This is a genomic window from Streptomyces sp. NPDC002577 (assembly GCF_053594815.1).
In genome coordinates, this window is record NZ_JBSFWK010000029.1 from 32963 (window position 1) to 58184 (window position 25222).

A 25222-nucleotide genomic window follows, 5' to 3' on the forward strand; every position below is an offset into this window, starting at 1 on the left:
TGTAGGTGCCCTACCGGTCCTGGACGGCTGGTCCCCCAGCGCAGGGTTCGGTGCCCTCACCGTCGCCGTGTCCGCCCGGGGACCTCCACCTGTCGATACCTACGGCATCGGACGGGAGGCAGATGGGGATGTGCCCGACCCTCACTCTCGCCGCGGACCATCTGCGAGTCGCCGTGAGCGCCATATCGGCGTGCGCCGGACCGGGCGCCGAGCGATGCGGGCCCTGACATGAGGACCCGCAGGTTGACCGCCATCGCCGCCGTGGCCGCAGGGCTCATGGTCACGACTCTGGCCGGCTGCGGTGGCAACGGTGCTGCCGGGGGTGACAGCTTCACCATCGGCCTGCTGCTTCCGAGCTACGGGCGCCCCCGTTTCGAGAACTCCGACAGACCTCTGATCGAGAAGAGGCTGAAGGAACTGTGCGCCCACTGCAGGGTTGAGTACGCCAACGCCGGCGACAGTGCGGTGGTCCAGCGGAACCAGGTCGACACCATGATCACCAAGGGGGCGAGCGTCCTGATCCTCGACCCCGTCGACCCGAAGGCGCTCCGCTCCTCGGTCGATGCGGCGCACAAGTCGGGTATCCCGGTCGTCGCCTATGACCGGCTCGCCCAAGGCCCTATCTCGGGCTTCGTCACCTTCGACGGTACGCAGGTCGGCAGGCTGCAGGGTGAGGCGCTGCTCAAGGCCCTCGGCGACAAGGCGGAACACAGCCAGATCGTCATGATGAACGGCGATCCGAGCGGCCCCAACGCGGAGTGGTACAGGAAGGGCGCGCTGTCCGTCCTCCAGGGCAAGGTGAAGATCGGCAAGTCCTACTACACCGTCGACTGGCAGACGGAGAACGCTCACGCCAACATGGCCGGCGCCATCGCATCGCTGGGACCGGGCGGGATCGACGGCGTCCTGGCGGCCAACGACGCCATCGCCACCGGCGTCGTCTCCGCGCTCAAGGGCGCCCGCATCACACCGCTGCCGCCGGTCACCGGTCAGGACGCCGACCTGGACGGGGTGAGGCGCCTCGTCAGCGGTGAGCAGTACATGACGGTCTACAAGCCCTTCAAGGACCAGGCCGACGCCGCTGCCGCCATGGCCGTCGCCCTGGGCCGCGGGGAGGACGTGGACGGCATCGCCACTGGCACCATCGACAGCGCCACCACCAAGAACATCCCGGCCGTACTGCTCACTCCCGTCTCCGTGACCGTCCACAACATCAAGGACACCCTCATCAAGGACGGCATGTACACGGTCGACCAGATCTGCATCCCCAGGCTCCGGTCCGCCTGCGCCGCGGCCGGGCTGACCTGACGTGGCGGGGCTCAGCCAGGCGAGACACCGGGCTGTGCAGAGGAGGTGGCCGACCAGCCGAGTGCCGGGCCGAGCTTGGTGGCGATGTCGGTGAGGATCTGCACGTAGTCGGCGTGTTCGAAGGTGAACGGCAGCGCGAACGCCACCTCGTCGACCTCCCGAAAGGCGGCATGGGCGTAGAGCCGCTCGGCGATCTCCTCGGAGGTTCCGACGAGATCGGGCGCGAACATCATGCGCGCGGGGCCCTGGGGCGAGGCGGTGCGCGGCAGCCGCTTCTCGGCGTACGCCTCGTACTTCGCGCGCTGCTCCGGCGAGGCGGAGTCGGTGGGGATGACGACGAGTCCCTGCGAGACGCGGGCCCGGTCGCCTTCGGGGTGGTGGGCGCGGAAGGTGCGGATGTGCGACAGCTGGACCTCGGCGAAGTCCTCCGACTCCTCCGCCTTCACGACACTGCTGGTCAGGAGGTTCATCCCGTGCTCACCGGCCCACTGGGCCGACCGGAGGCTGCCGCCCCCGTACCACATGCGGCGGCCCAGACCGGCGGAGTGGGGCTGGACGCGGTCGGAGAACACCTCGAAGCCCTCGAGACCGCTGAAGTCGGTGGCCGCCTTGCCGCGTACGAAGTCCAGGAGCCGTTCCACACGGTCGTAGCCGAAGTCCTCGACATCGGCGGTGTCGGGATAGAGCGCCTGCTTGACCTGGTCGTAGTGCATCGGCGGGCCCACGCTGACGCCCGGATTGAGGCGGCCACCGGACAGGATGTCGACCGTCGCCAGGTCCTCGGCGAGCCGCAGCGGATTCTCCCAGCCCAGCGGGATGACCGCGGTGCCGAGCTCGATGCGGCTGGTGCGCTGTGAGGCCGCCGCCAGGACGGCGACGGGCGAGGAGATGCCGTACTGGAGGTGCCGGTGGCGCACCCAGGCGCTGTCGAAGCCCAGCTGCTCGCCCAGTTCGATGATCTCGAGTGTCGACTCATGGCCGCGGCGGGGGTCTGCCTCGTCGAACAGCCCGATGGTCAGGAAGCCCAGCTTCCGCAGTGGTTTCGAGGTCAGCGGCACGGGCTCCTCCATCGTCAGCGGCATGTTCTGCCGTACACCAGTGCTGTCCTGATTTTCGCAGGCGGTCACAGGGGGGACTCAAGCGGGATCACTCCCACATCTGTTCTATTTCATGGAATGCATGGTCATGCGTGTCGCGGTGGTGCATCTCCAGGCGCGGTCGTAGCGTCGATACAGGAGCCAAGCTGTGGAGGGGAGCCGACATGCAGAGACACCAGCTGAGGACAGCGGTCATGGTCTGTGCCGCTGCAGCGCTCGCAGCGGTGGTACCGGCATCCACCTCCGCGGGGGCGTCGTCGCCATCGCCCGAGCCCGATCCCGTCGTGGTCGACTGCTTCTTCGACGCACAGGTCCGCCCCGATCACTTCATCCTCGCCTGCGGGGACGGCAACAACCGGCTCGCCGACCTCCGGTGGACCTCCTGGGGGCCGACGTACGCCGAGGCCCGTGGCAACGACCTCGTCAACGACTGCAAGCCGTACTGCGCCGCGGGCAAGTTCCACTCGTACCCGGTCACCGTGAAGCTCGACCGCCCCCAGACCTGGGACAGGGATCCGAACCAGGATCACTACACCCGGATGCGCCTCGTCTACACCCATGACAAGCCGGAGCAGGCGCGGCAGCAAGAGACGTTCAAGCTCTGGGACTGACGCCGGTACGGGTCAGCCGGGGCTGGGACGCGAAGCTGGCCCGGGTGCCCGAGCCGCTGCCGGAGTTCTGCTTCGGCGGCTCATCGCCCATCGCGAGCGAGGTCGCCGCTCGACCTGCAGGTGCTTGCCCGCGAAGTCCACGGACTCGCCGGCCCACAGCCCCCGGACGATCGCCAGGAACTCGTCCGTACGCTCATAACGGCCGGTCCTGTCCAGGAAGTCGCCGTAGGCGCGCTGCGCGTGGCTCTCCCCGCCGGTGACCACGTTGAGCAGCAGGCGTCCGCCTGTTTGCCGCTGGTAGGTGGAGGCCATCGGTCGCGGACCCGGTCACGGACTCGTCACCAGGCTCGGCGCTCACGCGGTGGCCGCCAGCAGGGACGTACGCGAGGTGCGGCCGCCGAGGAGGGCGGAGAACCGGTCCACGACGTGCTGCAGGGCCTCGGCCGAGCCCGGGGCGATCGTCAGGGTTCCGTCGTCGCCGACGGTGATGTCCTTGTCGAGGGTGAACCAGCCCTGGACGATGTGCCCGGCGCCCATGGAGTTGAGCACGGGCCGCAGCGCGTAGTCGATGGCCAGGACATGGGCCGTCGTACCGCCGGTGGCCAGCGGCAGGACGGTCTTGCCCTCGAGGGCGTACTGCGGGAGCAGGTCGAGGAGGGACTTCAGCAGGCCGGAGTAAGCGGCCTTGTAGACGGGAGTGCCGACCACCACACCGTCCGCCTGCGCAAACAGCTCAGTGGCCTCGACGATCGCGGGGTGCTTGAAGTCGGCACCGAGGAGCGCCTCGGCGGGCAGCGTGCGGACGTCCAGGGGGATCACTTCATGTCCCTGGGCTGTGAGCCGGGCGTCCAGGTGGCGCAGCAGGCGGCCGGTGCGGGAGGTCGCGGAGGGGCTTCCGGAGACGGAGAGGATGGTGGCCATGAGGGTTCCTTCTGGTTGTGGCGTGCGCGACGACGGTTGATGACGGAATGTCAGATCGATGCGTGAAGGGGGTGCATGCAGGCCGAATCAGTCTGCGCGGCCGTGCACCGTGATCTGAATTGCCGTATGCCGACGAAGCGACCGGTGATCGACATCGATAGGCCGCGAGAATTCAGATGCGTTGCGCTGCGGCAGTGAGTTGAGGAACAGAAGATTCACGGCACGGAATTCGACCGCTACTGGATTTCATGAAGTCGGACGGCTCTGCGGCCGGACGATCGATCGACGGCCCGGCAAACGTCCGGAAACTGCAGCGAGTTGGAGGGTTTCCCTCAGGTCCGCTCAGGCCCGACGGCAACAGAAGGCACTGGAAACACGCGCAAGGTCGACGTGCCGTCGCCGCGTGAGGTCCTGTCGCTTCATGTCACCGATCCAACCAGTGGGAAGTCCAGCCGGTCAAGAAGGCCCTGATGTGATTCCACATCCCGGACACGGGTGCTGCGCTGCGGAAATGGCGTACACCCATAGGCCAGATTACCGGCGATGGCTGCCGGGCGACGAGTCGGTATTCGCGAGGCCGTGATAGGGATGCCCTTGAACAGCAGGCGCGGTCAGGCGGGCAGCCGCGGCACGCTCTCCACCAGACGGCGGGTGTACGGGTGGACGGGAGCGCCCAGCACCTGTGCCGTGTCGCCCTGTTCGACGATGCGGCCGCTCTCGAGGACCGCTGTGTGTTCGCACAGCGAGGCGACCACCGACAGGTCGTGGGAGACCATGACGAGGGTCAGGCCGCGCTCTTCCTTCAACTCGCTCAGCAGGTCCACGACTTTGACGCGGGTCGTGACGTCGAGTGCGCTGACGGGTTCGTCGGCGAGCAGCACCCGCGGGTCGCAGACGGTCGCGCGGGCGATCGCGATGCGCTGCCGCTGGCCGCCGGAGAACTCGTGCGGATAGCGCTCGGCGGCGTCGGCGGGCAGCCCGACCCGCTCCAGGGCCTCGGCCGCCTTGGGCAGGGCCGTCCGCCGGTCGTCGATGCCGAGGGAACGCAGTGGTTCCGACACGATGCTGCCGACGCACCGGCGCGGGTCGAGCGACGAGTACGGATCCTGGAAGACGCACTGCACGCTGCGCCGGAAGCGCCGCATCTGCTCGCGGGCGCGCAGGTTCAGCGGGTCGCCGTCGAAGCGGACGACGCCCGAGGTGGGCCGGGCGAGCCCGAGCAGCAGCCGCAGCAGAGTCGTCTTGCCCGCGCCCGACTCGCCGACGAGGGCGAGGCTCTGCCCGGCCTCGATCTTGAGGGAGATGTCCTGGACGACGGGCGCGGCGCTTCCCCGATAGGCGAAGGAGGCCGCGCTCAGCTCCAGTACGGGCGTCATCGCGTCCAGTACGGGCGTCATCGCGCGCTCCTCAGGTCCAGGGCCGATTCCAGCTGCCGGGCGCTGGCCACCAGCGCCTGGGTGTACTCCTCACGCGGGGCCCGCACGATCTCGCGCACGTCGCCCTCCTCCACGGCGTGTCCGTCCTTCATCACCAGGACGCGATCGGTGACCTTCGAGACGACCGCGAGGTCGTGGCTGACGAAGAGGACGGCCATGTCCCGTTCCCGTACGAGGGTGTCGAGCAGGTCGAGCATCTCGGACTGCACGGTGACGTCGAGCGCGGTGGTGGGCTCGTCCGCGATGAGCAGCTTCGGGTTGCAGGCCAGCGCCATGGCGAGTGCGACGCGCTGCCGCTGGCCGCCGGAGATCTCGTGCGGGAAGGCACGGGCGATGCGGCCGGGCTCGGGCAGTCGCACCTGTTCCAGGGCTTCCGCCACGGCCCGCTTCAGTGCGGCGCCCTTCAGCCCCTGCCTCCTGGCCAGCGGTTCGGCGATCTGCTTGCCGACGCGCATCAGCGGGTCGAGTGCGGTGAGCGGCTCCTGGAAGACGATGGCGGCGTCCCGGCCGCGCACGCCGGTGAGCTGTTTCTCGCTCGCGCCCAGGATCTGGGTGCCGGCGAGTTCGACGCTGCCGGTGGTGGTCATCCCGTCGGGCAGCAGGCCGAGCACGGCGAGCGTGGTCAGCGACTTGCCGGAACCGGACTCGCCGATGAGGCCGAGTCGCTCGCCGGGGGCGATGGTCAGCGAGAGCCGGTCGACGAGGACGCGCCCGTCGGCGGTCCGGATGGTCAGGTCGCGTACGTCGAGGATGTTCACGCGCGCCTCCGCCGGGCCGCCGGGTCGAGGGTGTCGCGCAGGCCGTCGGCGATGAGGTTCACGCCGATGACGAGGAGAACGAGCAGGATGCCGGGGGCCAGCGCGCCCGCCGGGGCCGTGGTGAAGGTGGCCTGCGCTTCTTGGAGCATGCGGCCCCACGAGGCGTTGGGCGGCGGCGCCCCGAGGCCCAGGTACGACAGACCTGCCTCGGCCAGCACGGCGAGCCCGAACTGGAGGGCGAGGTTCACCACGAGGGTCGGCCAGATGTTGGGCAGCACGTGCCCGGCCACGATCCGCGGCCACGACGTGCCCGAGGTACGGGCGGCCGTGATGTAGTCCTGCGCGAGGACCCGCTTGACCAGGACGCGCACCAGCCGCGCCACGACCGCGCTCTGCGCGAGGCCGATGGCCAGCACGGCGGAGCCCAGCGAGGCCGAGCGGGCGGCGACGATGAGCATCGCCAGGAGGAGCGTCGGGAAGGCGATCAGGATGTCGAGGAACGCGGAGACCGTGTCGTCGAGCCAGCCCTGCGCGAAGGCGGCCAGCACGCCCAGCGTGACCCCGACGGCCGCTGCGATGAGCACCGATCCGAGGCCGGCCTCGAAGGCGATCCGGGAGCCGGTCATGAGCTGGGTGAACAGGTCGCGGCCGAGCTTGTCGGTGCCGAGCAGGTGGTCTCCGGCAGGGCCCGTGAGCCGTCCGCCGGACGTGTCGTCGGAGGCGTACGGGAGCCAGACGAGGGAGACCAGCGCGAGCAGGGCGATCAGGCCGGCCAGCGCGCAGCCGGTGATCAGCGTGTACGAGCGCTTGGCCGACCGCTTCGGCTCCGGCGTCTGCGATGTCTGAGCTGTCAGATCCATCTGCGTCATCGGGCACCTCCCGACAGCCTGCCCCGCAGCCGCGGGTCGATGATCCGCTGTACGAGGTCGGCGGCGAAGCCGATGACCAGCACCGCGAACGTGGACACGAACAGCACGCCCTGGATGACCGGGTAGTCGTGCTGGGCGATGCCGGTCGCGAGCATGGAGCCGAGGCCGGGCAGTGCGTACACGGACTCCACGACGACCGCGCCGAGCAGCGTGGACGCCAGCTCGATGCCGAGGATGGAGATGACCGGCACGGAGGCGTTGCGCAGCCCGTGCCGCCACATGGCCCGTCCGAAGGACGAGCCGAGAGCGCGCGCGGTGCGCAGGTAGTCGCTGTCCAGGACGTCGAGCGTGGCGGACCGCACGTACCGGATCAGCGACGCGCTCATCACGAGCGCGATCGTCACGACGGGCAGGACGAGCGAGCGGATCGCCTCGCCCGGCTGCGCCCAGCCGTCCGGCGGGAAGCCGCCCGCGGGAAGCCAGCCCGCGTTCAGCGCGAACACGGCGATGAGGATCATGCCGAGCCAGAACACCGGGACGGCGATGCCCAGCTGGGACACCCCGCTGAGCAGCGCCCCGTACCAGGTCCGGCGCTTGTACGCGGCGACGAAACCGGCCGGTACGGCGATGACGACCGCCAGGACGAACGCCGCGAGCGTGAGCGGGACCGTGACGTTCAGCCGCGAGCCGACCTCGGGCGCGACCGGCAGCGAGCTGACGAACGACGTGCCGAGGTCACCGGTCGCCAGCTGCCCGATCCAGTGCGTGAATTGCTCGGGCAGCGGCTTGTCGGAGCCGATGGAGTGCCGTGCCGCCGCGATCTGCTCGGGGCTGGCCCCCACCGACGTCAGTGCGTTGGCGGGGTCGCCCGGCAGCATGCGCAGCAGCACGAACAGCACGATGCTCGCGAGCGCCAGCGACACCAGCAGGAAGGCGAGGCGGCGCAGGAGGTACCGCGCCATCAGCCCTTCTTCTTGATGTCGTAGGCGAAGAACTGCGAGTTGAGGCCGTTGACCGGGTAGCCGGACAGCTTGCTGCCGGCGACGACGATCTGCGGGTACAGGTACAGCCAGTCACTGGCCGCGTCCTCGGCGGTCTGGCGGTTGACCTTCTTCAGCAGCTCGGTCTGCTCGGCCGTGGAGGACGCTTCCTCGGCCTGCTCGACCCACTTGGTGACCTGCTTGTTGTCGTAGCCCCAGTAGAAGTCGGGGTTGCCGTACCAGACCAGGTCGCGGTCGTTGACGTGCTCCTGGAGCGTGGCCGTGAAGTCGTGGTTCTTGTAGACCTTCGTGTACCACTCGTCGGGCGTGATCGTGTTGATCTTGACGGTGATGCCGACCTTGGCGAGCTGGGACTTGATGAAGGTCGCGGCGGTCGGGTGCGGGTCGTAGTTCGGGGTGTCGAGGGTGAAGCTGAAGCCGTTCTCGTAACCTGCCTCGGCGAGCAGCTTCTTGGCCTTCGCGGTGTCGTACGCGTTGACCTTGGTGAGGTCCTCGTACCACGGGTCGGTGGGCGGCACCATGGAGCCGATGAGCTTGCCGTAGCCGCCCCAGACGGACTCGAGCAGCTTCTTGTCGTCGATGGCGGCGGAGACGGCCTGGCGGACCTTGACGTCCGTGAAGGGCTTCGCCTTGTCGTTGAAGGCGAGGAGCAGCTTGGTCGTCGAGTTGCCGTCGTTGACCTTGTAGTTCTGGTTGTTCTTGAACTGGTCGAGGGCGTCGGGCGACTGCTCGCTGGTGACGACGTCGACGGCGTTGGTCAGCAGCGCGTTGTTCAGCGCCGTGGCGTCCTTGTAGTAGTGGAAGACGACCTGCTTGTTGGCGGCCGCGTCACCCCAGTAGCCCGTGAACCGGTCAAGGCTGAGGGCGGAGCCGCGCGTCCACTTGTTCAGCTTGTACGGGCCGGTGCCGTCCTCGCTCGTCTTCAGGCCCTTGGCCTCGGAGTTGATGATCCAGACGTAGGAGAGGTTGTAGACGAAGGAGATCGACTTCTTCGACAGCGTGACCTTCACGGTCTTCGCGTCGGGGGTGGCGACGTCCTTGACGACCTCGAGGTTGCTCTTGCGCGCGGACTGCGAGTCCTCGGCGAGCACCTTCTCCAGGCTGTACTTGACGTCCGCGCTGGTCAGCGTCTTGCCGCTGTGGAACTTCACGCCGTTGCGCAGGGTGAGGGTGTACGTGAGGCCGTCGTCGCTGACCTTGTAGTCCTGGGCGAGCAGCTTCTCGACCTTGCCGTCGTCGGTGAGCTTGAACAGCCCCTCGTAGACGTTGCCGTTGAGCGCCTCGGTGACGCCCTGGCCGCCGCCCGCGGTGTTGTCGAGGTTCTGCGGCTCGTAGAGGGAGCCGATGTTGACGGTGGCGTTCTTGTCGTACGTGCCACCGGAGGCGTCGCTGCTGCCGGAGCCCCCGCCGCAGGCGGTGAGAGTCAGGGCAAGGGCGGCGACGGTGGCGGTGCCGTACAGGGACGTCTTCTTGATGCTCATGAGGGAACGCACGCTTTCGTACTGCGGGGAAGTGACGAGCCGGGAGTGGTGATCAGTGCTGCGCCGGGACGCCGCCGCGGAAGACAGGGCGCTTCTCGCCGGCCTCGACGGGCAGGTGGAAGCGGTTCTGCCGCGGCGGCATCGGACAGTTGTACTGATCGGAGAATCCGCAGGGCGGCACGAAGGCGCGGTTGAAGTCGAGGAGGACTCGGCTGTCGTCGACGGTGCGCTCCACGAAGAGGAAGCGGCCGGCGCCGTAAGTGGAGTCGCCGTTGGTGGGGTCGCCGAAGACGAGGAGCAGGGTGCCGTCGTCGTCGAAGGCACTCAGGGTGTAGTCCTGGCCGTCCACGGTGAGCGCGATGTCCCCGGGCACGACGAGGTCGCGGGTGCCGCCGTTGTCCCGGATGTGCTCGAACGCGACGCGCCGGGCGCCGGGCACGGGGGTGTAGTCGGCCTCCAGGACCCACGCCGGGTCGTACGGGAAGGCGTCGGTGTGCTCGAAGTCCTTGATCGCCGGGGACTGGGCGTCCCAGAAGCGCATGCCGTACTCGGGCTCGCCGGTGACGAGGTCGGTGCGCTCGACTGTGGTGACTGTCACGGTCTCCGGCTGTCCGGCACGGGCGGCATCGAGGTCGGGGCGCTCACCGGCCGGGAGCCAGCGGGTCTCGACGAGGGCGAGGTTCCCGGTGGGCGAGGTGACCGAGCGCCGCCGCTCGGCGCGCCACGCCTCCCAGGCCCCGGCGGGGTCCGGGGTCGGCTGGTCCGAGGCGGCGGTGTGGGACACGGTTTCACTCATTCACGTAGTCGGTCGTCGGCTGCCACGCCACGACTGTCACGCTGCGTGAAATTGGTGGCCAAAGCAGGTTCTTTATCGTCCATAAGATTGGCTAATGTCAAATTGAGGAGGGGACAGGCGTCCGGAGGAGGGGCCAGGCGTCCACGCGGGTCACTACGTCACTGCTGTCCGGGCCGGTTCAACCCGTACCCGGTTGTCGTGGAAGACCGCGCCGCCTCCGAAGTCGGCGTCGTCTTCGGCCACCGTGGCGTTGACGCCCCCGCCGCCCGGGGAGAGTTTCGGCCAGTGACCCTTCTCGGTGAGGGCCGTGCCGCGCGTGACGCGGCCGTCCATGCGCGCGACCGCGCGGAAGGACCCGCGCGGACTGCTGATCACCACGGCGTCCCCCTCGCCGACCCCGCAGGTGGCTGCGTCCGCGGGGTGCAGGGACACCTCCGGCCCGCCGGCGCGGCGCCGCAGCTCGGGCTTGTTTCCGAAGACGGTGTTCAGGCGGAAGTGAGAGGCGGTGGACAGCAGGACCAGCGGGTAGCGACCGTCCTCGACCGGGGCCTGGGGCCGGTGACTGCCCGGCAGCGGGTCGCGCCCTTCGGCGGCCGCCGACGCGGAGAGGAATTCCAACTTCCCGGATGGCGTCGGGAAGCCGTCCGCGAACGGCAGACGCGGCTTTGGGAGCGGCAGCCGTACCCACCCCTCCCCCCGGAGCCGTTCTACGGTGACGCCGTCCAGAGAGGGATGCCCGGAATCCAGCACCTGCCGGGCCAGCTCTTCGTCGGAGTCGTACAGCGACGGTTCGGTCAGGCCCATGCGGCGGGCGATCCGGCGGAAGGTCTCGGTGGTCGAGAGGCATTCGCCGGGCGGGGCGACGGCGGGCTCGTTCCAGGCGAGGTAGTGGTGGCCGTAGGCGTCGTGGAGATCGGTGTGTTCGGGCTGCATCGTGGCGGGCAGCACGAGGTCGGCCCAGTCCGCCGTGTCCGTCGGGAAGTGCTCGAGGACAACGGTGAAGAGGTCCGCGCGGGCCAGGCCCTGCCGGATGCGGTTCTGGTCGGGCGAGCTGGCGACCGGGTTGGCGCCGTACACGAACAGCGCCTTGACCGGAGGGGCGGTGACGTCGAGCAGCCCTTCGGCGAGGCGGGTCATGGACAGGCTGCGTACCGGGGCGGTCCGCAGGTCGTCGCGGAACAGGGCGGCCGTGTCGGCGGCGAAGACGCCGTCGGTGGAATAGTGCAGGCCCCCGCCGCAGTGGCGCCAGTCGCCGGTGACGCCGGGGATGCAGGCGAGGGCGCGCAAGGCGTCGCCGCCGCGGCGGTGCCGCTGCATGCCCATCGAGGTGCGGATGGCCGTCGGGCGGGTGTGGGCCAGCCGCCGGCCGAGAGCGGTCAGCTGCTGCTGCGAGACACCGGTGGCGGCGGCGACGCGTTCGGGGGTGTGTTCCTGGATACGGGCGCGCAGGGCGTCCCAGCCGAGGGTGTGGCGGGCCAGGTAGTCCCGGTCTTCCGCGTCCTCGTCGAGGACGGTGTGGAGCAGGCCCAGGGCGAGGGCGGCGTCGGTGCCGGGGCGCGGGGCGAGGTGCTCGTCCGCCTGCGCCGCCGTGCGGGTGCGCACGGGGTCGATCGCCACGACGTACGCGCCCGAGCGGCGCGCCTCCTGGATGATGCGCCACAAATGGTGACCGGTGGTCAGAGTGTTGGTGCCCCACAGCAGGATGAGCCGCGCATGGCGCAGGTCCTCGGGGTCCATGCCGCGGCTGGTGCCCTGGATGTGGCGCAGCCCGGCGTTACCGGCGCTGGAGCAGATGGTCATCTCGTGCCGGGAGGCCCCGAGGACATTCCACAGCCGACTGCCCGCCCTGCCCTGCAGTCCCTGGATCCAGCCGAGGGTGCCGGTGCCCTGATAGGGCCAGATCGCCTCGCCTCCGTGGGTGTCGATGATGTCGTGCAGCCGCGTCGCGATCTCGTCGAGTGCCTCGTCCCAGGTGATCCGGGTGAACCGTCCGGAGCCCTTGGGGCCGGTGCGGCGCAGCGGGTACAGCAGGCGGCTCGGGGCGCGGGTGTGGTCCAGGTACTGGTTGACCTTCACGCACAGGGTGCCGCGGGTGTAGGGGTGGTCGGCCCGGCCGCGCAGCCCCACGGCCTGCCCGTCCCGTACGGACACCGTCCAGGCACAGGTGTCGGGGCAGTCCAGCGGGCAGGCACCGGGCACCTCGCGTACTGCACTCACCGAACTGCCTCCGGACACCTCGCACTCCCCGCTCATCCGCCCGTCTCCACGCGTACGGGAAGGGACTTGAGCCCGTTGGTGAAGTTGGACCGGACGCGTCGAGCCGGGCCGTCCTGACGTAGCGTCAGATCGCGGGCGAGCAGTTCCTCCAGGACGACACGGATCTCGACACGGGCCAGATGCTCCCCGAGGCAGCGGTGCGGGCCGCCGCGTCCGAACGCGATCTGCGGGTTGGGATCACGGGCGACGTCGAAGCGGTACGGGTCGGTGAAGACGTCCTCGTCGCGGTTGGCGGAGGTGTACCAGACCACGACCTTGTCGCCGGCGCTGATGCGGCGGCCGCGCAGCTCGGTGTCGCAGGTCGCGGTGCGCCGGAAGTGGTGCAGCGGCGTCGTCCACCGCAGCACCTCCTCGACGGCGAGGTCCAGGTCGGCCCCGGCCCGCAGCAGTTCCCACTGGTCGGGGTGGTCCAGGAACGCCCGGATGCCGAGCGCGAGGGCGGAGCGGGTGGTCTCGTTGCCGGCGACCAGGAGCAGCAGGAACATGGCCTGGAACTCGGCCTCGCTCAGTGGGCTCCCCTCGACCTCACCCGCCGCGAGCGTCGAGACGATGTCGCCGGCCGGGCAGGCGGTGCGGTCCGCGCGAAGTCGGGACGCGTAGGCGTGCATCTCCAGGGACGCGGGGCTGCGGAAGGGCAGCAGCCGGTAGCGCTCGCTCTCCGGACTGTCCGGCGCCACGTCGCCGAGGTCGGGATCGGTGTTGGCGATCATGCGGTCGCTGAGGGAGACCATCAGCGGCTCGTCCTCGGGCGGCACTCCCAGCATCCGGCACAGCACCCGGATGGGCACGGCGGTCGCCAGGTGCTCGACGACGTCGAACCGCCCGCGGGCGAGCGCCACGTCCAGCAGCGGCCGGACGATCGACCGGATGTCCTCCTCGTGCCGCAGCGACTGACGCCGGGTGAAGTCGCCGACCAGCAGCTTGCGCAGCTTGGTGTGGCGGGGCGGGTCCATGTCGAGCATGGACTTGCGGGCCTCGAGTGCGTCCGGCTCCAGGTCCTCCAGGGCGGTCGCGCCGGTTTCCGAGGAGTAGGTGGCGGTGTCCCGGGACACGGCGACGACGTCCTCGTAGCGGGTGACGGCCCAGAAGCCGGGCCCGTCCGGCTCGGGGTGCCAGTGGACGGGGTCCTCGCGGCGCAGCAGGTCGAAGTCGGCGTAGGGGACCGCACGGCCGTAGCGGGCGTTGTCGATGAGATCGACGGTGCCGGGAGCGAGTCGGGTCGTCGCGGAGCTCATCCGTGCCACCGTTCCAGGTGGGTGCGGATGTGCGCGGGCACGGCCTCGCCCGGGTAGTAGCGGTCGTAGAAGTCGAGGTCCAGGTGGTGTGCCTGGTACCAGACGGTGGTGAGGAACGGGTCGATGGTCGCCGGGAAGCGGCCGTAGGCGTCCCAGACGTAGCGCACCCACGTCTTGACGGCCGCGATGGCCTCCTCGGAGGGGCGCGGGATGCGGGTGACCAGGGACGGGTCCTTCCACGGGGTGGTGACGCCGCCGGTGAACGTGCCGGTGGGGCCCCAGCGCAGATCGACGACGAAGTCCACGGCGTCCTCGATGGTGTCGTGGTACGGGGGCACCGCGCCCTCGAAGACCCCGTCCAGGCCGACCGGGATCTCCTCGCCCGCCCCGATGGGTGCGTCGTCCGGCACCCGGTGGAAGCGGAAGCCGAGCCCGCCGGCCGGCCCCTCGCCGCCGATCGCGTGCCACTGGCGCTCGCCGCCCATGGTGACGCGGCCCTTGCCGCCGTTGAACGGGTGCCCGCCGAGGCCCAGGGCCTGGGTGGCGGTCATCAGGTTGGCGACGACAAGACCGGACTCCACGCCGTTGGCGTCGACCATCTGCCAGCGCTCGAAGTCGGCCAGGTCCACGGGGTGGGTGTCGTCCAGCAGCCCGGACTTCACGAACGGCCGCAGCGGGTCGCCGCCGAGCCGCTCGTCGACGAGGTAGTAGCCGTGCGGGCGGTCGAAGTACAGCAGCAGCGCCGAGATGCACTGGCGGGTCAGGTCGGCGATGGGGATGAAGAGTGTGGTGCCGGGGAGGTTGATGTTCTGCCGGTTGAAGGCGAACAGGTTGGGGCGGCGCCGCGGGATGTCCAGGCGGCCCTCGGTGAGCTGGACCGCCTTGCCCACGTACGCCTGCTGTTCCTCTGCGGTCTGGTTCTGGATGTAGGCGTCCGGGCGGCTGTCGCGCTGCGGCAGGACGAAGGTGCCCTCGTCGTTGGTCCAGAACACCTCGGTGGAGTGGTTGGCCAGCGGGCTGGGGTAGGTGCGCCCGGTGAAGGTGGCGAGCTTGTCGCCGCCGGTGGTGCGGCCCTCCTCGTCCAGAAAGGACCATTCCTCGCGGACGATGCCGGTCACCCCGCTCGCGGCGGCAACCAGGACGGCTTCCTCTTCGGCGCTGAGTGGCACCGGTGCGTGCGACGACTCGTAGGCCAGCGGCCCGGTGAGGGTGCCGCCGAGCGGGAAGCGGCGGGCGCGGCGCCCGAACACCGCCTTGAGGGCGGGGAATTCGGCGGCTTCGTGCAGGGGGTGGTTCATGCGGTCCTCAGGTAGCGGTCGGTCTCCCAGGGGGTGACCTGGGTGGTGTAGGCGTGCCATTCGGCCGCGGCGAGCGCGGCGGTGTCCTGGACGAGTTGCTCGCCGAGGACGGCGGCGAGCCGGGTGTCCGCGCGGGTGGCGGCGCAGGCGTCGGCAAGCGTTCTGGGCAGCGGGGCGGCGGGCTCGTCGCGGTCCGGGGGCTCCTCGGCGTCCTCGATGCCGGCGACCACCGCGGCGAGGGCGGCGGCCAGGGCGAGATAGGGGTTGGCGTCGGAGGCGGGAGTGCGCAGCTCGATCCGGCTCGCCTCGGGCGTGTCGAGGAGGGAGCGGACGGCCACGCTGCGGTCGTCGCCGCCCCAGTCGGCGCGCACGGGGGCGAACGCGCCGGGCTCGAAGCGCTTGTACGCGTTCACGGTCGGCGCGCCGAACAGCACCAGGGCGGGCAGGTGCCGGACGAGTCCGCCGATCGCCGCCCGGGCGATCTTGCTCTCGGTGCCGTGCTCGGGGGCGAAGGCCGGGACGCCGTCGCGCCAGAGCGAGAGGTGGATGTGGGCTGAGCTGCCGGAGTGGCCGTTGAAGGGCTTGGCCATGAAGGTGGCCAGGAGCCCTTCGCGGCGGGCCAGTTCCTTCACCGCATACCTGAGCCGGAACGCGTCGTCGGCGGCGGTCAGCGCCTCCTGGTGGGCGAGGTTGATCTCGATCTGCCCAGGGCCGTACTCGGTCAGTACGCCTTCGATCGGTACGTACGACGTCAGGTCTCGGGTGAACCGGCCGAGCAGCGGGTCGAGTTCGTTCGCCAGTTCCAGGGAGTAGGCGTGCAGCCCGTCCTGGAGCGGCGTCCCGTCGGCGCGCAGCAGGTAGCACTCCAGCTCGAGCGCGGTCCGCGCGGTGTAGCCGAGCCGGGCGAGACGGTCCAGGACCCGGCGCAGTGCCGCGCGGGGCGTGCTGCCGAGCAGCTCCCCCTCATGGTCGTACACGTCCGCGATGACCTGGCCGGTGCCGGGTCGCCAGGGCAGCGGCCGGTAAGTGGCGGGATCTGGCAGGGCGTACGCGTCCGGGTATCCGCTCGCCGGATCGCCGAGCGGGGATGTCTCCTGGACCTCTCCGGTGGTGTCCCAGGCGAGGGAGCCGGTGCAGAACGTGAAGCCGCGGCCGGCGGCCGGCCCGGCATAGCGCGCTGCGGGGACGCGTTTGCCCTGCACCCTGCCGTACGGGTCGGACCAGGCGACCTCCAGCTCCGTCACGGCGCCACTGTCCAGAGCGGTGGCCAATTCGTCGGCGCTCATGCGATCTCTCCGGCGGGCTCGGGCTCGGTGGCGGTACGGGATGCGCCGGCTTCGGGGGATTCGGGGGCTTCGATGAGACGGCCCAGGCCCTGGGCGCGTTGCGGATCGCGGTGGCGCAGCACCGCGTACCAGGCGAGCCCGCCGAGGACGGCGGCGGCGAACACGTAGGGCAGCAGGTTCACCGGCCATTCGGGCATCGGCACAAGGTTCTTGTAGATGACGTAGGCGATGGCCAGGATCGCCAGCGCGCTCGCCACCAGCGGGCCCGCGGACGACTCGCCGCGCCGGCGCAGGAACCGGGGCAGGGCCAGCGCGGTCAGCAGGTAGGCCAGCAGATAGCCGAAGGTGCCGAAGGCGGCGGTCCAGGCGTAGACGTCGAGTTCCGCGCCGCCGGACACGATCAGTAGCAGCGGCAGGATGCCGGAGGCCGCGCCCAGCAGGTACAGCGCGATGTGTGGAGTCCTGTGGCGGGGGTGTACCCGGCCCAGGAAGGCCGGCAGTACGCCCTCGCGGCTGAGGCTGTAGAGACTCCGGGCGGCGGCGTTCACGCTGGCGGATGCGCAGGCGATGGCCGAGACAAGGACGCCGAGGTTGAGTACGGGCGAGAGCCAGCCGACTCCGGCGGCGTCGGTGAGTTCGTTCAACGGTGCTGCGGATGCGGCGAGTTCGGCGCTGTGGCTGAAGCCGATCACCTGAACGTGCACGCTGATCAGGTACAGGATGCCGGCGCCGGCCACGGTGGCGAGGATGGCGCGCGGGATCGAACGGTACGGGTCGCGGGTCTCGGCTCCGAGCGATCCGGCCGACTCGAACCCGACGAAGACGGCGACGGCGAGCACCGCGCCGAGCATGACGTTGTTCACGTCCACGTTGGCGGGGTCGAACTGGCCGGTGTCGAAGCGGAATCCGAAGTGGACGACGGTCGCGACGAGGGCGGCCAGGATGATCACCAGGGAGACGATCTCCAGGACGATCCCGACCCGCGCGGACAGCCGCACGCCCCGCACCGGCAGGACCGAGGCAGCCACGGTCACCAGGACCAGCAGCACCAGCTGAACGCCGCGTCCAGCCGCGGGTACACCCGCCGAGTCAAGCAGCGCGCCCGCATAGACGGCCGCTCCGACCAGGCAGGCGGCGGCGATGCCCACATACCCGACGACGATGCCCCAGCCGGTCGCGAAGGCCGCGCCGCGCCCGAGCCCGAGCGACACGTAGCTGTAGAGGGACCCCGCTCCGACGGCACGCCGGGCGAACTGGGCGACGACCAGCGCCACAAGCAGCGCGATCACGGTGCCCACCACGACCGACCAGAAGGCGCCGCCGCCGGCCGTCAGGCAGATGACGGGGATGGTGCCGCCGATCGCGATGCTCGGACCGGTGGCGGCGAGCGACTGCCCGAACGCCTCCAGGGCGGACAGGGCGCCGCGGGCCAGTCCGGGTCCGGGCGGCGGAGCCGGGGAGTCGTGAGCCACTCCCCGCAATGATATGGGCATAGCGGTGCCTTTCGGACAGATGTCCGCGCACGCGGGCAGGCCGAACGGCGTCGGCGGCAAGGAGATGCGAGAGCGGAACAGGCGTGAAGGGAAGACAGATACCGCGCGTCACACCGGCCTAGCGCTCATCGCTCGGCCGGGACGGGTGAACAGTTCACATGCGCGGCAGCAGAAGGGATCCGCCGGTACGGCGGCAGATCAGTGCGTGCTACGACAGCAGGCACTCGCGACGCGGCACAGATCGACCTCGCGACGCACCGTCAGCACGGAATTGGTCTCCACGACCATGCATCGTAGGAAGCACGAAGGGCGCGGTCAACTATTCGACCGCCATTGGCGATTCTTCTCGTCATACGAGACGTTCTCGCGATCCAAGTGGTCGCCAACAACGATTCCGGTGAGCTAATCCGTCACCGCCGCCGGAAGGCCGCCGCGCCGGAACGACCGCATCACCAGGCTGGAGCGCACCGCCTCGGCGCTACCCGTCCAGGACCCGTCGGACAGGAAGTGGTGGAGCGCGGCACGCGAGTCATGCGCGGTGTTCACCAGCAACTGGAACTCACCCATCAGGACGGCCGCATAGCGCACCGCCGGATCCCGGAGCAGGGCCTCGGCCGTGTCCTCCAGTGCCCCCGGACGAGTACGGACCCAGACCAGCGACTCCACCGGCAGCCCCAGTGCCGCCGGCTCCACCACGGCCCGGATCGCCACACGGGCCTGTGCGATGAGGGCCTCCACCCGCCGACCCGCCGTGGCCTTGGACACCCCGGCCACGGCGGCCAGTTCCTCATGGGTGAGCCGCCCGTTCGCGGCCAGTGCCCGCAGCATCGCCACCTCGTCCTTGGCCTGCTCCCCGGGGAGCGGGGCGGGGGTGGGACCCTGCACCGGGGCGGGCCCCGGATCCAGGGCCGCCGCCTCCGCTTCGGTCAGCAGACCGGGGCGCCACTCCCGCGCGGTCCGGTAGTAGTGCAGGACCGGGGCCATCTCCTGCCCGGCGAACCCCGGCAGCGTCGGCAGCTCCGAGAAGGCCAGCTCCTCCAGGCGCGTTGCGGGGCACTGAAGTTCGGCGACCACATCTGCGGTTCCGGTGACCGTACAGCTGAACACGACATCGTCACGCTCGGCGAGCGCGGCCGCCGTCTGCGGAGCGAGACCGGGTGCGCAGTGCACCCGGATGACCACCGTTTCGGCGAAGTTCTCCAGCCCCGTGACGCGCACCGTGCCGCTTTCCAGCAGCCTCGCCCCCCGACGGGCCACCGTCCGCTCACCCAGTTGCAGAGCCTGGGCGATGGCGCGCCAGGAGGCGCGCCCGTTGATCTGCAGCGCGGCGATGATCCTCAGGTCGAGGTCGTCAAGCATGGGCATGGCTCAGGAACCTATATGCGTACACGGTGGTCGGGCACGTGGGCCGGCGGGGCCACGGCCCATGGCAGGGGACCGCGAGCGGGGACGGCCCGTGTCAGGGCCGGACACCGAGTGCGGGCAGCACCGTCTCCGCCACTCGGTACGCCTCCTCCAGGAGCGGGTTCGCCGACAGGATGAACGTGTCTACGCCCAGGTCCTCGAACTCCTTCAGACGCTCGACGACCTGGGACGCCGAGCCGACGACGGCGGTGCCGGGCCCCGGCCGGAACAGGCTCATGCCCGGCCACAGGTTCGGATGGACCTCCAGCTCCCGGGCCCGGGCCGGGACCTTGCCGCCGTGCTGGCGGAACTGCCGCTGCCAGCCGACCCCGTCCTCCCCCGCCCTGCCGCCGAGCTGGCGCGCGTAGGTGGCTTCGCTGGTGACGTCCAGGAGCCGGTCGGCGGCGGCCCACGCCTCGTCCTCGGTGTCGCGGACGATCAGGTGCAGCCGCAGCCCGATGCGCAGTGTCCGTCCGTACGCGGCCGCGCGCTCGCGCACCCGGTCCAGCTTCTCCTTGAGCAGGTGCGGCGGTTCTCCCCAGGTCAGATAGACGTCGACGTGCTGGGCGGCCATCTCGATGCCGGGCTCCGAGGAGCCGCCGAACCACAGAGGGATGTGCGGGGCCTGCACCGGCTTCAGCTCGCGGAAGGAGGCTCCGGCGTCCTTGAGGTCGTAGAAGCGGCCTTTGTGGTCGAAGACCTCTCCGGCGGTCAGCCGCTTCACGATGGACCAGTACTCGGCACTGAGTTCGTAGCGCTCGTCGTGCTCGACCTGGAGGCCGTACTCGCGCAGGGTCTTCGTCGAACCGTTGACGACGTTGAAGCGCAGCCGCCCCCCGAAGAGGGTGTCGAAGCTGAGCGCCATCTTGGCTAGGAGGGTCGGCGAGATCAGGCCGGGGTGGACGGCGAGCAGCGGTTTGAAGCGGGTGCTGGTGGTGGCCGCGAGGGCGCTGCCGAGCGGCCACACGTCGTACAGGTCGGTGGCGAGCAACGCGCCCGTGAAGCCGAGGCGTTCGACGGTGCCCGCGAGTTGCTGGAGGTAGCCGAGGTCGACAGGCCGGCGCCCGGCCGGCTCCCAGGGGTAGGCGCCTTCGCGCGGAATGATGTACCAGAGGACTTCCGAGGCCATGTCCTGTTCCCTCACGCCGTCCGGGCGACGGCGTTCGCGACCCTGACGGGTCGCTCGATGAAGCCGGTACGCACGAAGATGTCCGCGGCCTCCTGCTGCTCGGCGAGGAACGCGTCGCTGACCTCCTCGATGCGCCACGGCAGTGCGCGCAGTGCCGTCTCCCAGTCGCCGGCGGTGCCGCCCTGGTGCTCGGCGGCAATCTGGGCGGCCTCGCGCGGATGAGCCGCCGCCCAGTCGTCGGCCCGTCGCAGCGCCCGGGTCAGCGCCTCGACGACCTCGGGCCGCTGCTCGGCCAGTTCCCTGCGGGTGAAGAACACCGAGCGGTCGGTGATGACCTCGCCGGTGGGGATCAGGACGCGGACGCCTCCCGTGCGTCGCGCGGCGGCGAGCTGCGCGCCCTGTGCGACCCAGGCGGCGATCTCTCCGGAGCGCAGCAGCTTCTCGCTGTCGTCACTGCTGCGTTCGGCGGTGACGTCGTTCGCGTACGACAGTCCGGCGTCGTCGAGCGCCTTGGCGATCAGGTGGGTCTGCCAGGAGCCGATCGCCAGGTGGATGGTGCCGCCCTTCAGGTCGGCGACGCTGCGGACATGGCTGTCCTCGGTGACCAGGAGTGCGCCGTGGTCGGGACGCGGTGCCGAGACGGCGGTGTACACGATGTCGTGCCCCGCCGCCTGTGCCGTGATGGGCGGGGTCGATCCGGTGCCGCCGAAGTCGATCACTCCCTCGGTGAGGAAAGGTCCGGTGCGCACGCCGTTGGTGTACGGGTGGAACGCCGCGGTCTCGCCGACGGCGGCGAGTTCCTCGGCGGCGTAGTCGAGGCGGGAGAGGTAGTACAGGGACGGGTTGCTGTCGTGTACGCCGATGGTGATGGTCATTCAGATCACTCCGGTCTGGATGGGGCTGAGGGCGGTGTCGGGTGCGTCGGGGGACGTGGCAGCGGCAATGTGCACGCCGAGGTCGTTCAGGAGCCGCCTGCGCAGGGCGGCGAAAGCGGGGTCTCCCGGGTCACGGGGCCGGGCCACGGCGACGGGCTCGTCGGTGACGAGCCGGCCGTCGCGGAGGACGCAGACACGGTCGGCGAGGCGTACGGCCTCGTCGACGTCGTGCGTGACCAGCAGCACGGCAGGACGGTGCGTCCGGCACAGCTCACCCACGAGGTCCTGCATCTTCAGTCGCGTCAGGGCGTCCAGTGCGGCGAACGGCTCGTCGAGGAGCAGGAGTTCGGGTTCGCGGACGAGGGCGCGGGCGAGTGCGACTCGCTGCGCCTCACCGCCCGACAAGGTGGCGGGCCATGCGCGTGCGTGCCGTTCCAGGCCGACCTCGGCGAGCGCGCGCTGTCCGCGCGCAGCCTCGCTGCGCGGCAGTGCGACGGTCACGTTGGCCAGGACGCGCTTGGAGGGGACGAGGCGGGGCTCCTGGAAGACGATGGTGCGCGCCTCGGGGACCAGGACCTCTCCCGCGTCGGCACCGTCCAGTGCGCCGAGGATCCGCAGCAGTGTCGTCTTGCCGCTGCCGCTCGCCCCGAGCAGCGCCACGAACTCCCCTCGCGCGATCGTGAGGTCGAGGCTGTCGAGGACGGCGCGCTCGCCGAACACCCGGCGCAGGCCCCTGACGCGTACGGCGGTACTCATCGGGCCTCTCCCTGCACTGCCGCACGCCAGGGCATCAGCAGCCGTTCCAGGAGTCGCACGATCCCGTCGGCCAGCAGGCCGAGCAGCCCGTACACGAGGATGCAGACCGCGAGGATGTCGGTGCGGGCGTAGCTCTGCGCCTGCGCCATGAGATAGCCGATGCCGGCGGTGGCGTTGATCTCCTCGGCGGCGATCAGCGCGATCACACTGAGCGTCATGGAGAGCCTGAGCCCTGCGAGCAGCGACGGCAGCGCGCCGGGCAGAACGACCTCCCGCACGATCGCGAGCCTGCTCATTCCGAAGCTGCGCATGGCCTCGACCAGCTTGCGGTCGGTGTTGCGGACGCCGCCGGCGGTGGAGACGTACATCGGGAAGGTGGTGGCCACGGCGATCAGCAGGATCTTCGCGACCTCGTTGATGCCGAACCACACCATGAACAGCGGTACGAGGGAGAGGAACGGGATGGTGCGCAGGGTCTGCAGCGACGAGTCGAGAAGTTCGTCGCCCAGGCGCGTGAAGCCCGTGGTGACGCCGAGAGTCAGGCCCCCGACGAGCCCGATGAGCAGTCCGATGCCGGAGCGGGTGAGCGACGTGGAGAGCGCGTCGGGCAACTGGCCGTTGCCCCACAGTTCACCGACGGCGCGTACGACGTCGGTGGGCGAGGCGAGCACGTCGGGGGTCAGCATGCCTGTGGCGGAGGCGATCCACCACAGGGCCAGCAGCACCAGCGGTCCCAGGGCTCGTACGGTCAGCGAGTACGTCCGCGAGCGGGGCCGCCGCACCGATGCGCGCGGGACGACCAGCCCCTCGTGGGCGGACTTCTCGTCGGCCGGTTCCTCCTGGACCAGCTCCATGTGTGTCGCCGTCACGACAGCTTCTCGATGTCGATGAGGTGGGCGGCGATGTCGACCTCGGTCGGAGTCACCTTCTGTTCGGCGTAGAAGCGTGCCACGTCCTTGAACCGCTTGATGTCGGCGTCCGTGATGGCTTCGATGGTGCCGCCCTTGCCGGTGAACTCGACCTGGATGCGCTTGGCCTCGCCGTTCAGCGCCTGCGGTCCGGCGTCGGTGTTGACGTTCAGGTACGCCGCCGGGTTCTTCTTCTCCTGCACGCTGCCGTCGTGCAGGTACTCGTAGAGGGCCTTGACGACCTCGGGGTGCTTCTCCGCGAAGCCGGTGCGCACGGCGGTGAGGCTGTAGTTGTCGGAGCCGATGGCCTGCCCGTCGGCGATGAAGCGTGCCTTTCCGGTGCCGAGTTCGGCCACGGAGTACGTCGCCCAGACCGCCCAGGCATCGACCTTGCCCGCGTTGAAGACGGCCGCGGTCTGGTCGGGCCGCAAGTAGACGCGCTTCACCTTGCCGACCGGAACGCCTTCCTTGGCCAGGGCCTTGAGCAGCAGGTACTCGCCGGTGCCGCCCTGGTTCACGGCGACCTTCTTGCCGATCAGGTCCTTCACAGAGTCGATTCCTGAGCCTTCCTTGGCGAGGATGCCCTCCCCGACGGGGTCGGGCTCGGTGGCCGCGAAGAACTTGAATCCGGGCGCCTGAGACAGGGACGTGATGCCGGAGGTGATGGAGCCGGTGGCGATGTCCAGCTGGTTGGCGTTCAGGGCCTGAGCGGCGGGCGCGAAGGGGCCTGCGCTGCCGGTCCAGGCGACCTTGGCGTGCACCTTGGCGAGCGCCTTGGCCAGCGACCCGTCCTTCTTTCCGAGGGCGAGCACACCGGCGTTGCCGGGGTCCGGGATGCGGACGGTGACCTGGGTGCCACCACCGGACTGAGTGCCTGCGTCGGCCTCCGAGGTCCCGCAGCCGGTGAGGGACGCGATCGCGGCGACGGATGCCAGTACGGCGGGGACGAGTCTGGGGATACGCATGGCGGGTCCTTAAGGGTGCGTGCGGGGTGAGGTCGGGAGGAGGTGCGGGGCGGCGGCTTCGCCCTGTGCGGCCGGGGAAGGTGCGCTGTCCGCAGCGCCGAGGCGGAGGCGGGCGCGGCGCAGTGGCTCGGGATCCGCCCAGGCCTGTATGTCGACGGGCTCCGGAAGGAAGCCGTGTGCGCGAAGGGCTGACTCCTGCTCGGCGAGCAGGGTGAGGCGTTCCTCCGACAGGTCGGGGTGGAGGGTGCGATGGGTGCCCGACCGGTACGCGCCCAGGACGCCCTCGCTGCCCGCTCCCGTCTCGGCGCCGAGAATCCGCGCGACCTCCTCCGGATGGTCCGCGGCCCAGTCGGCGGCGCGCAGCAGCACGGCGAGGAAGCGGTCGACGAGGTCCGGGTGGTCGTCGAGCAGGCTCTGGTGGACGGTGATGGGGCGCGGTGTGCCGTTGTTCACGCGGTGCCTTCGGTCGGGCAGTTCGTCGAGCTCGACGGCGACGTCGGCACCTGCGCGCTGTGCCGCCTCGACGGCCAGGGCGCCCTTGACGTACACGGCGTCGACATCGCCGCGCACGAGGGCGTCCAGCTCGGCGGCCCACTGCCCGCGATGGCCGTCGGCCGGTACGTCGACGAGCGCGGCGTCGTCCAGGGTGTGTCCGGCGGATGCGAGCGCGCCCTGGAAGCCGCGCAGCGCCATGGCCCGCCAGAAGTCGATGGGGACGGTGTGCTTCGGCACCGCCAGGCGCAGCCCGCGCAGTGCGGCGGCGCCGCGGACGCCGGATCCTGGAGCCACGAGGATCGTCTGGCGTTCCTCGATCCAGGTGAGTCCGATCAGCCGCGTCTGCTCGCCCCGTGAACGGGCCCACAGCGCGGGCACGTTGCCTCCCTCGCGGAAGAGCCCGGGCAGGGAGTGGGTGTAGTGGGTCCGGCGTATCGCGGCGTCGACGTCGGGTGCGGCGTCCTGCAGGGAGCGTACGGCGATGCCGTCCGGCGCGAACTCGGCGGCGAGCCAGCGCCGGTCGGCGGCGATTCCGGTGGCCGTGGGCACGGGACAGCGGGTGTACCAGAGGGTGTCGGGCACAGGGGCATGCGTCATGGGGTCTTCCCGGGGTGGGAGGGAAAAGATGAGGTGCGGCCGCAGGGGGGCGAACTGCGCGGCATCGCGTCGCCGAGCGGCGCATCGGCCGGCAGTGGGCCGGATCAGCTTCGGGCGGACGAGATGGCCGACGGTGGCGGTCCGGGCCGGTGACGGGCGGCCAGGACGTCCTGAGCAGCCGGAGGGATCAGAGACAGGCGGCGCTGAAGACGCGCCCCAGGTCGAT

24 protein-coding genes and 2 pseudogenes are annotated in these 25222 nt (G+C 70.3%); 3 read left to right on the top strand and 23 right to left on the bottom strand.

Features of this window, described 5'->3' with window-relative positions:
- Nucleotides 1–228: 228 nt before the first annotated feature.
- Nucleotides 229–1308, top strand: a complete 1080-nt coding sequence (locus tag ACWD4J_RS28925; RefSeq protein ID WP_451398388.1) for a sugar ABC transporter substrate-binding protein — start codon at nt 229–231, stop codon at nt 1306–1308.
- Between the two features lie 11 nt (nt 1309–1319).
- Here the strand turns inward: ACWD4J_RS28925 and ACWD4J_RS28930 are convergent, their stop codons facing one another.
- Complete coding sequence (locus ACWD4J_RS28930) at nt 1320–2366, bottom strand: LLM class flavin-dependent oxidoreductase (RefSeq protein WP_451398454.1); 1047 nt, start codon at nt 2364–2366, stop codon at nt 1320–1322.
- 203 nt (nt 2367–2569) lie between these two features.
- Between ACWD4J_RS28930 and ACWD4J_RS28935 the strand changes: the two genes are divergently transcribed.
- Nucleotides 2570–3016, top strand: coding sequence for a hypothetical protein (locus tag ACWD4J_RS28935; RefSeq protein WP_451398389.1), 447 nt, complete (start codon nt 2570–2572; stop codon nt 3014–3016).
- Between the two features lie 26 nt (nt 3017–3042).
- Nucleotides 3043–3129 (top strand): annotated as a pseudogene (locus ACWD4J_RS28940) (LLM class flavin-dependent oxidoreductase); the annotation flags it as partial.
- Here ACWD4J_RS28940 and ACWD4J_RS28945 read toward each other — a convergent pair.
- The 22 genes and pseudogenes from ACWD4J_RS28945 to ACWD4J_RS29050 form a co-directional block, all read right to left on the bottom strand.
- Nucleotides 3125–3328: pseudogene (locus ACWD4J_RS28945) on the bottom strand (LLM class flavin-dependent oxidoreductase); the annotation flags it as partial. The pseudogenes ACWD4J_RS28940 and ACWD4J_RS28945 sit on opposite strands and share 5 nt — an antisense overlap.
- A gap of 42 nt (nt 3329–3370) precedes the next feature.
- Entirely contained in the window at nt 3371–3937 is a 567-nt protein-coding gene (gene ssuE, locus ACWD4J_RS28950; protein ID WP_451398390.1) for an NADPH-dependent FMN reductase, read from the bottom strand.
- A 342-nt stretch (nt 3938–4279) separates the two neighbouring features.
- Nucleotides 4280–4360: a putative leader peptide gene (locus tag ACWD4J_RS28955; RefSeq protein WP_451398455.1), complete on the bottom strand. Its 81-nt coding sequence runs from the start codon at nt 4358–4360 to the stop codon at nt 4280–4282.
- Between the two features lie 188 nt (nt 4361–4548).
- Entirely contained in the window at nt 4549–5313 is a 765-nt protein-coding gene (locus tag ACWD4J_RS28960) for an ABC transporter ATP-binding protein (RefSeq protein ID WP_451398456.1), read from the bottom strand.
- A 17-nt stretch (nt 5314–5330) separates the two neighbouring features.
- Nucleotides 5331–6131: an ATP-binding cassette domain-containing protein gene (locus ACWD4J_RS28965; protein ID WP_451398391.1), complete on the bottom strand. Its 801-nt coding sequence runs from the start codon at nt 6129–6131 to the stop codon at nt 5331–5333.
- Nucleotides 6128–7000, bottom strand: coding sequence for an ABC transporter permease (locus tag ACWD4J_RS28970; RefSeq protein WP_451398392.1), 873 nt, complete (start codon nt 6998–7000; stop codon nt 6128–6130). Before ACWD4J_RS28970 ends, ACWD4J_RS28965 begins: the two co-directional genes overlap by 4 nt.
- A complete protein-coding gene (locus ACWD4J_RS28975; protein WP_451398393.1) occupies nt 6997–7962 on the bottom strand; it encodes an ABC transporter permease in 966 nt (321 codons plus the stop codon). Before ACWD4J_RS28975 ends, ACWD4J_RS28970 begins: the two co-directional genes overlap by 4 nt.
- Nucleotides 7962–9482 carry an ABC transporter substrate-binding protein gene (locus ACWD4J_RS28980; protein ID WP_451398394.1) on the bottom strand — a complete coding sequence of 507 codons (1521 nt, stop codon included), beginning with the start codon at nt 9480–9482 and terminating at the stop codon, nt 7962–7964. The genes ACWD4J_RS28975 and ACWD4J_RS28980 overlap by 1 nt, the downstream gene beginning before the upstream one ends.
- A gap of 52 nt (nt 9483–9534) precedes the next feature.
- A complete protein-coding gene (locus ACWD4J_RS28985; RefSeq protein WP_451398395.1) occupies nt 9535–10278 on the bottom strand; it encodes a DUF1684 domain-containing protein in 744 nt (247 codons plus the stop codon).
- Nucleotides 10279–10431: 153 nt separating this feature from the next.
- Nucleotides 10432–12495 carry a molybdopterin-containing oxidoreductase family protein gene (locus ACWD4J_RS28990; protein WP_451398396.1) on the bottom strand — a complete coding sequence of 688 codons (2064 nt, stop codon included), beginning with the start codon at nt 12493–12495 and terminating at the stop codon, nt 10432–10434.
- A gap of 32 nt (nt 12496–12527) precedes the next feature.
- Nucleotides 12528–13790: a cytochrome P450 gene (locus ACWD4J_RS28995; RefSeq protein ID WP_451398397.1), complete on the bottom strand. Its 1263-nt coding sequence runs from the start codon at nt 13788–13790 to the stop codon at nt 12528–12530.
- Nucleotides 13787–15088 carry a hypothetical protein gene (locus tag ACWD4J_RS29000; RefSeq protein WP_451398398.1) on the bottom strand — a complete coding sequence of 434 codons (1302 nt, stop codon included), beginning with the start codon at nt 15086–15088 and terminating at the stop codon, nt 13787–13789. Before ACWD4J_RS29000 ends, ACWD4J_RS28995 begins: the two co-directional genes overlap by 4 nt.
- On the bottom strand, nt 15085–16374 hold the full coding sequence (locus ACWD4J_RS29005; RefSeq protein WP_451398399.1) for a glutamine synthetase family protein: 1290 nt from the start codon (nt 16372–16374) through the stop codon (nt 15085–15087). Before ACWD4J_RS29005 ends, ACWD4J_RS29000 begins: the two co-directional genes overlap by 4 nt.
- Entirely contained in the window at nt 16371–17846 is a 1476-nt protein-coding gene (locus tag ACWD4J_RS29010) for an APC family permease (protein WP_451398400.1), read from the bottom strand. The genes ACWD4J_RS29005 and ACWD4J_RS29010 overlap by 4 nt, the downstream gene beginning before the upstream one ends.
- 219 nt (nt 17847–18065) lie before the next feature.
- On the bottom strand, nt 18066–18155 hold the full coding sequence (locus ACWD4J_RS29015) for a putative leader peptide (protein WP_451398401.1): 90 nt from the start codon (nt 18153–18155) through the stop codon (nt 18066–18068).
- 114 nt (nt 18156–18269) lie between these two features.
- Entirely contained in the window at nt 18270–19232 is a 963-nt protein-coding gene (locus ACWD4J_RS29020) for an Lrp/AsnC family transcriptional regulator (RefSeq protein ID WP_451398402.1), read from the bottom strand.
- A gap of 94 nt (nt 19233–19326) precedes the next feature.
- On the bottom strand, nt 19327–20400 hold the full coding sequence (locus ACWD4J_RS29025) for an LLM class flavin-dependent oxidoreductase (protein WP_451398403.1): 1074 nt from the start codon (nt 20398–20400) through the stop codon (nt 19327–19329).
- Between the two features lie 11 nt (nt 20401–20411).
- The gene (locus ACWD4J_RS29030) at nt 20412–21275 is read right to left on the bottom strand and encodes an ABC transporter substrate-binding protein (RefSeq protein WP_451398404.1); all 864 of its coding nucleotides are present in this window, start codon (nt 21273–21275) and stop codon (nt 20412–20414) included.
- Nucleotides 21276–22031, bottom strand: coding sequence for an ABC transporter ATP-binding protein (locus ACWD4J_RS29035; RefSeq protein ID WP_451398405.1), 756 nt, complete (start codon nt 22029–22031; stop codon nt 21276–21278).
- A complete protein-coding gene (locus ACWD4J_RS29040; RefSeq protein ID WP_451398457.1) occupies nt 22028–22885 on the bottom strand; it encodes an ABC transporter permease in 858 nt (285 codons plus the stop codon). The genes ACWD4J_RS29035 and ACWD4J_RS29040 overlap by 4 nt, the downstream gene beginning before the upstream one ends.
- Before the next feature lie 11 nt (nt 22886–22896).
- Nucleotides 22897–23904: an NrtA/SsuA/CpmA family ABC transporter substrate-binding protein gene (locus ACWD4J_RS29045; protein ID WP_451398406.1), complete on the bottom strand. Its 1008-nt coding sequence runs from the start codon at nt 23902–23904 to the stop codon at nt 22897–22899.
- Nucleotides 23905–23913: 9 nt separating this feature from the next.
- Nucleotides 23914–24996, bottom strand: a complete 1083-nt coding sequence (locus ACWD4J_RS29050) for an ABC transporter substrate-binding protein (RefSeq protein WP_451398407.1) — start codon at nt 24994–24996, stop codon at nt 23914–23916.
- Between the last annotated feature and the right edge of the window lie 226 nt (nt 24997–25222).

Coding starts and splice junctions, on each gene's coding strand:
- ACWD4J_RS28970 (WP_451398392.1), bottom strand. CDS start 7,000: ATGACGCAGATGGATCTGACAGCTCAGACATCGCAGACGCCGGAGCCG.
- ACWD4J_RS29030 (WP_451398404.1), bottom strand. CDS start 21,275: ATGACCATCACCATCGGCGTACACGACAGCAACCCGTCCCTGTACTAC.
- ACWD4J_RS29035 (WP_451398405.1), bottom strand. CDS start 22,031: ATGAGTACCGCCGTACGCGTCAGGGGCCTGCGCCGGGTGTTCGGCGAG.
- ACWD4J_RS28925 (WP_451398388.1), top strand. CDS start 229: ATGAGGACCCGCAGGTTGACCGCCATCGCCGCCGTGGCCGCAGGGCTC.
- ACWD4J_RS28935 (WP_451398389.1), top strand. CDS start 2,570: ATGCAGAGACACCAGCTGAGGACAGCGGTCATGGTCTGTGCCGCTGCA.
- ACWD4J_RS28975 (WP_451398393.1), bottom strand. CDS start 7,962: ATGGCGCGGTACCTCCTGCGCCGCCTCGCCTTCCTGCTGGTGTCGCTG.
- ACWD4J_RS28980 (WP_451398394.1), bottom strand. CDS start 9,482: ATGAGCATCAAGAAGACGTCCCTGTACGGCACCGCCACCGTCGCCGCC.
- ACWD4J_RS29050 (WP_451398407.1), bottom strand. CDS start 24,996: ATGACGCATGCCCCTGTGCCCGACACCCTCTGGTACACCCGCTGTCCC.
- ACWD4J_RS29040 (WP_451398457.1), bottom strand. CDS start 22,885: ATGGAGCTGGTCCAGGAGGAACCGGCCGACGAGAAGTCCGCCCACGAG.
- ssuE (WP_451398390.1), bottom strand. CDS start 3,937: ATGGCCACCATCCTCTCCGTCTCCGGAAGCCCCTCCGCGACCTCCCGC.
- ACWD4J_RS28985 (WP_451398395.1), bottom strand. CDS start 10,278: ATGAGTGAAACCGTGTCCCACACCGCCGCCTCGGACCAGCCGACCCCG.
- ACWD4J_RS29015 (WP_451398401.1), bottom strand. CDS start 18,155: ATGGTCGTGGAGACCAATTCCGTGCTGACGGTGCGTCGCGAGGTCGAT.
- ACWD4J_RS28995 (WP_451398397.1), bottom strand. CDS start 13,790: ATGAGCTCCGCGACGACCCGACTCGCTCCCGGCACCGTCGATCTCATC.
- ACWD4J_RS29005 (WP_451398399.1), bottom strand. CDS start 16,374: ATGAGCGCCGACGAATTGGCCACCGCTCTGGACAGTGGCGCCGTGACG.
- ACWD4J_RS28955 (WP_451398455.1), bottom strand. CDS start 4,360: ATGAAGCGACAGGACCTCACGCGGCGACGGCACGTCGACCTTGCGCGT.
- ACWD4J_RS29025 (WP_451398403.1), bottom strand. CDS start 20,400: ATGGCCTCGGAAGTCCTCTGGTACATCATTCCGCGCGAAGGCGCCTAC.
- ACWD4J_RS29000 (WP_451398398.1), bottom strand. CDS start 15,088: ATGAACCACCCCCTGCACGAAGCCGCCGAATTCCCCGCCCTCAAGGCG.
- ACWD4J_RS29020 (WP_451398402.1), bottom strand. CDS start 19,232: ATGCCCATGCTTGACGACCTCGACCTGAGGATCATCGCCGCGCTGCAG.
- ACWD4J_RS28960 (WP_451398456.1), bottom strand. CDS start 5,313: ATGACGCCCGTACTGGAGCTGAGCGCGGCCTCCTTCGCCTATCGGGGA.
- ACWD4J_RS29045 (WP_451398406.1), bottom strand. CDS start 23,904: ATGCGTATCCCCAGACTCGTCCCCGCCGTACTGGCATCCGTCGCCGCG.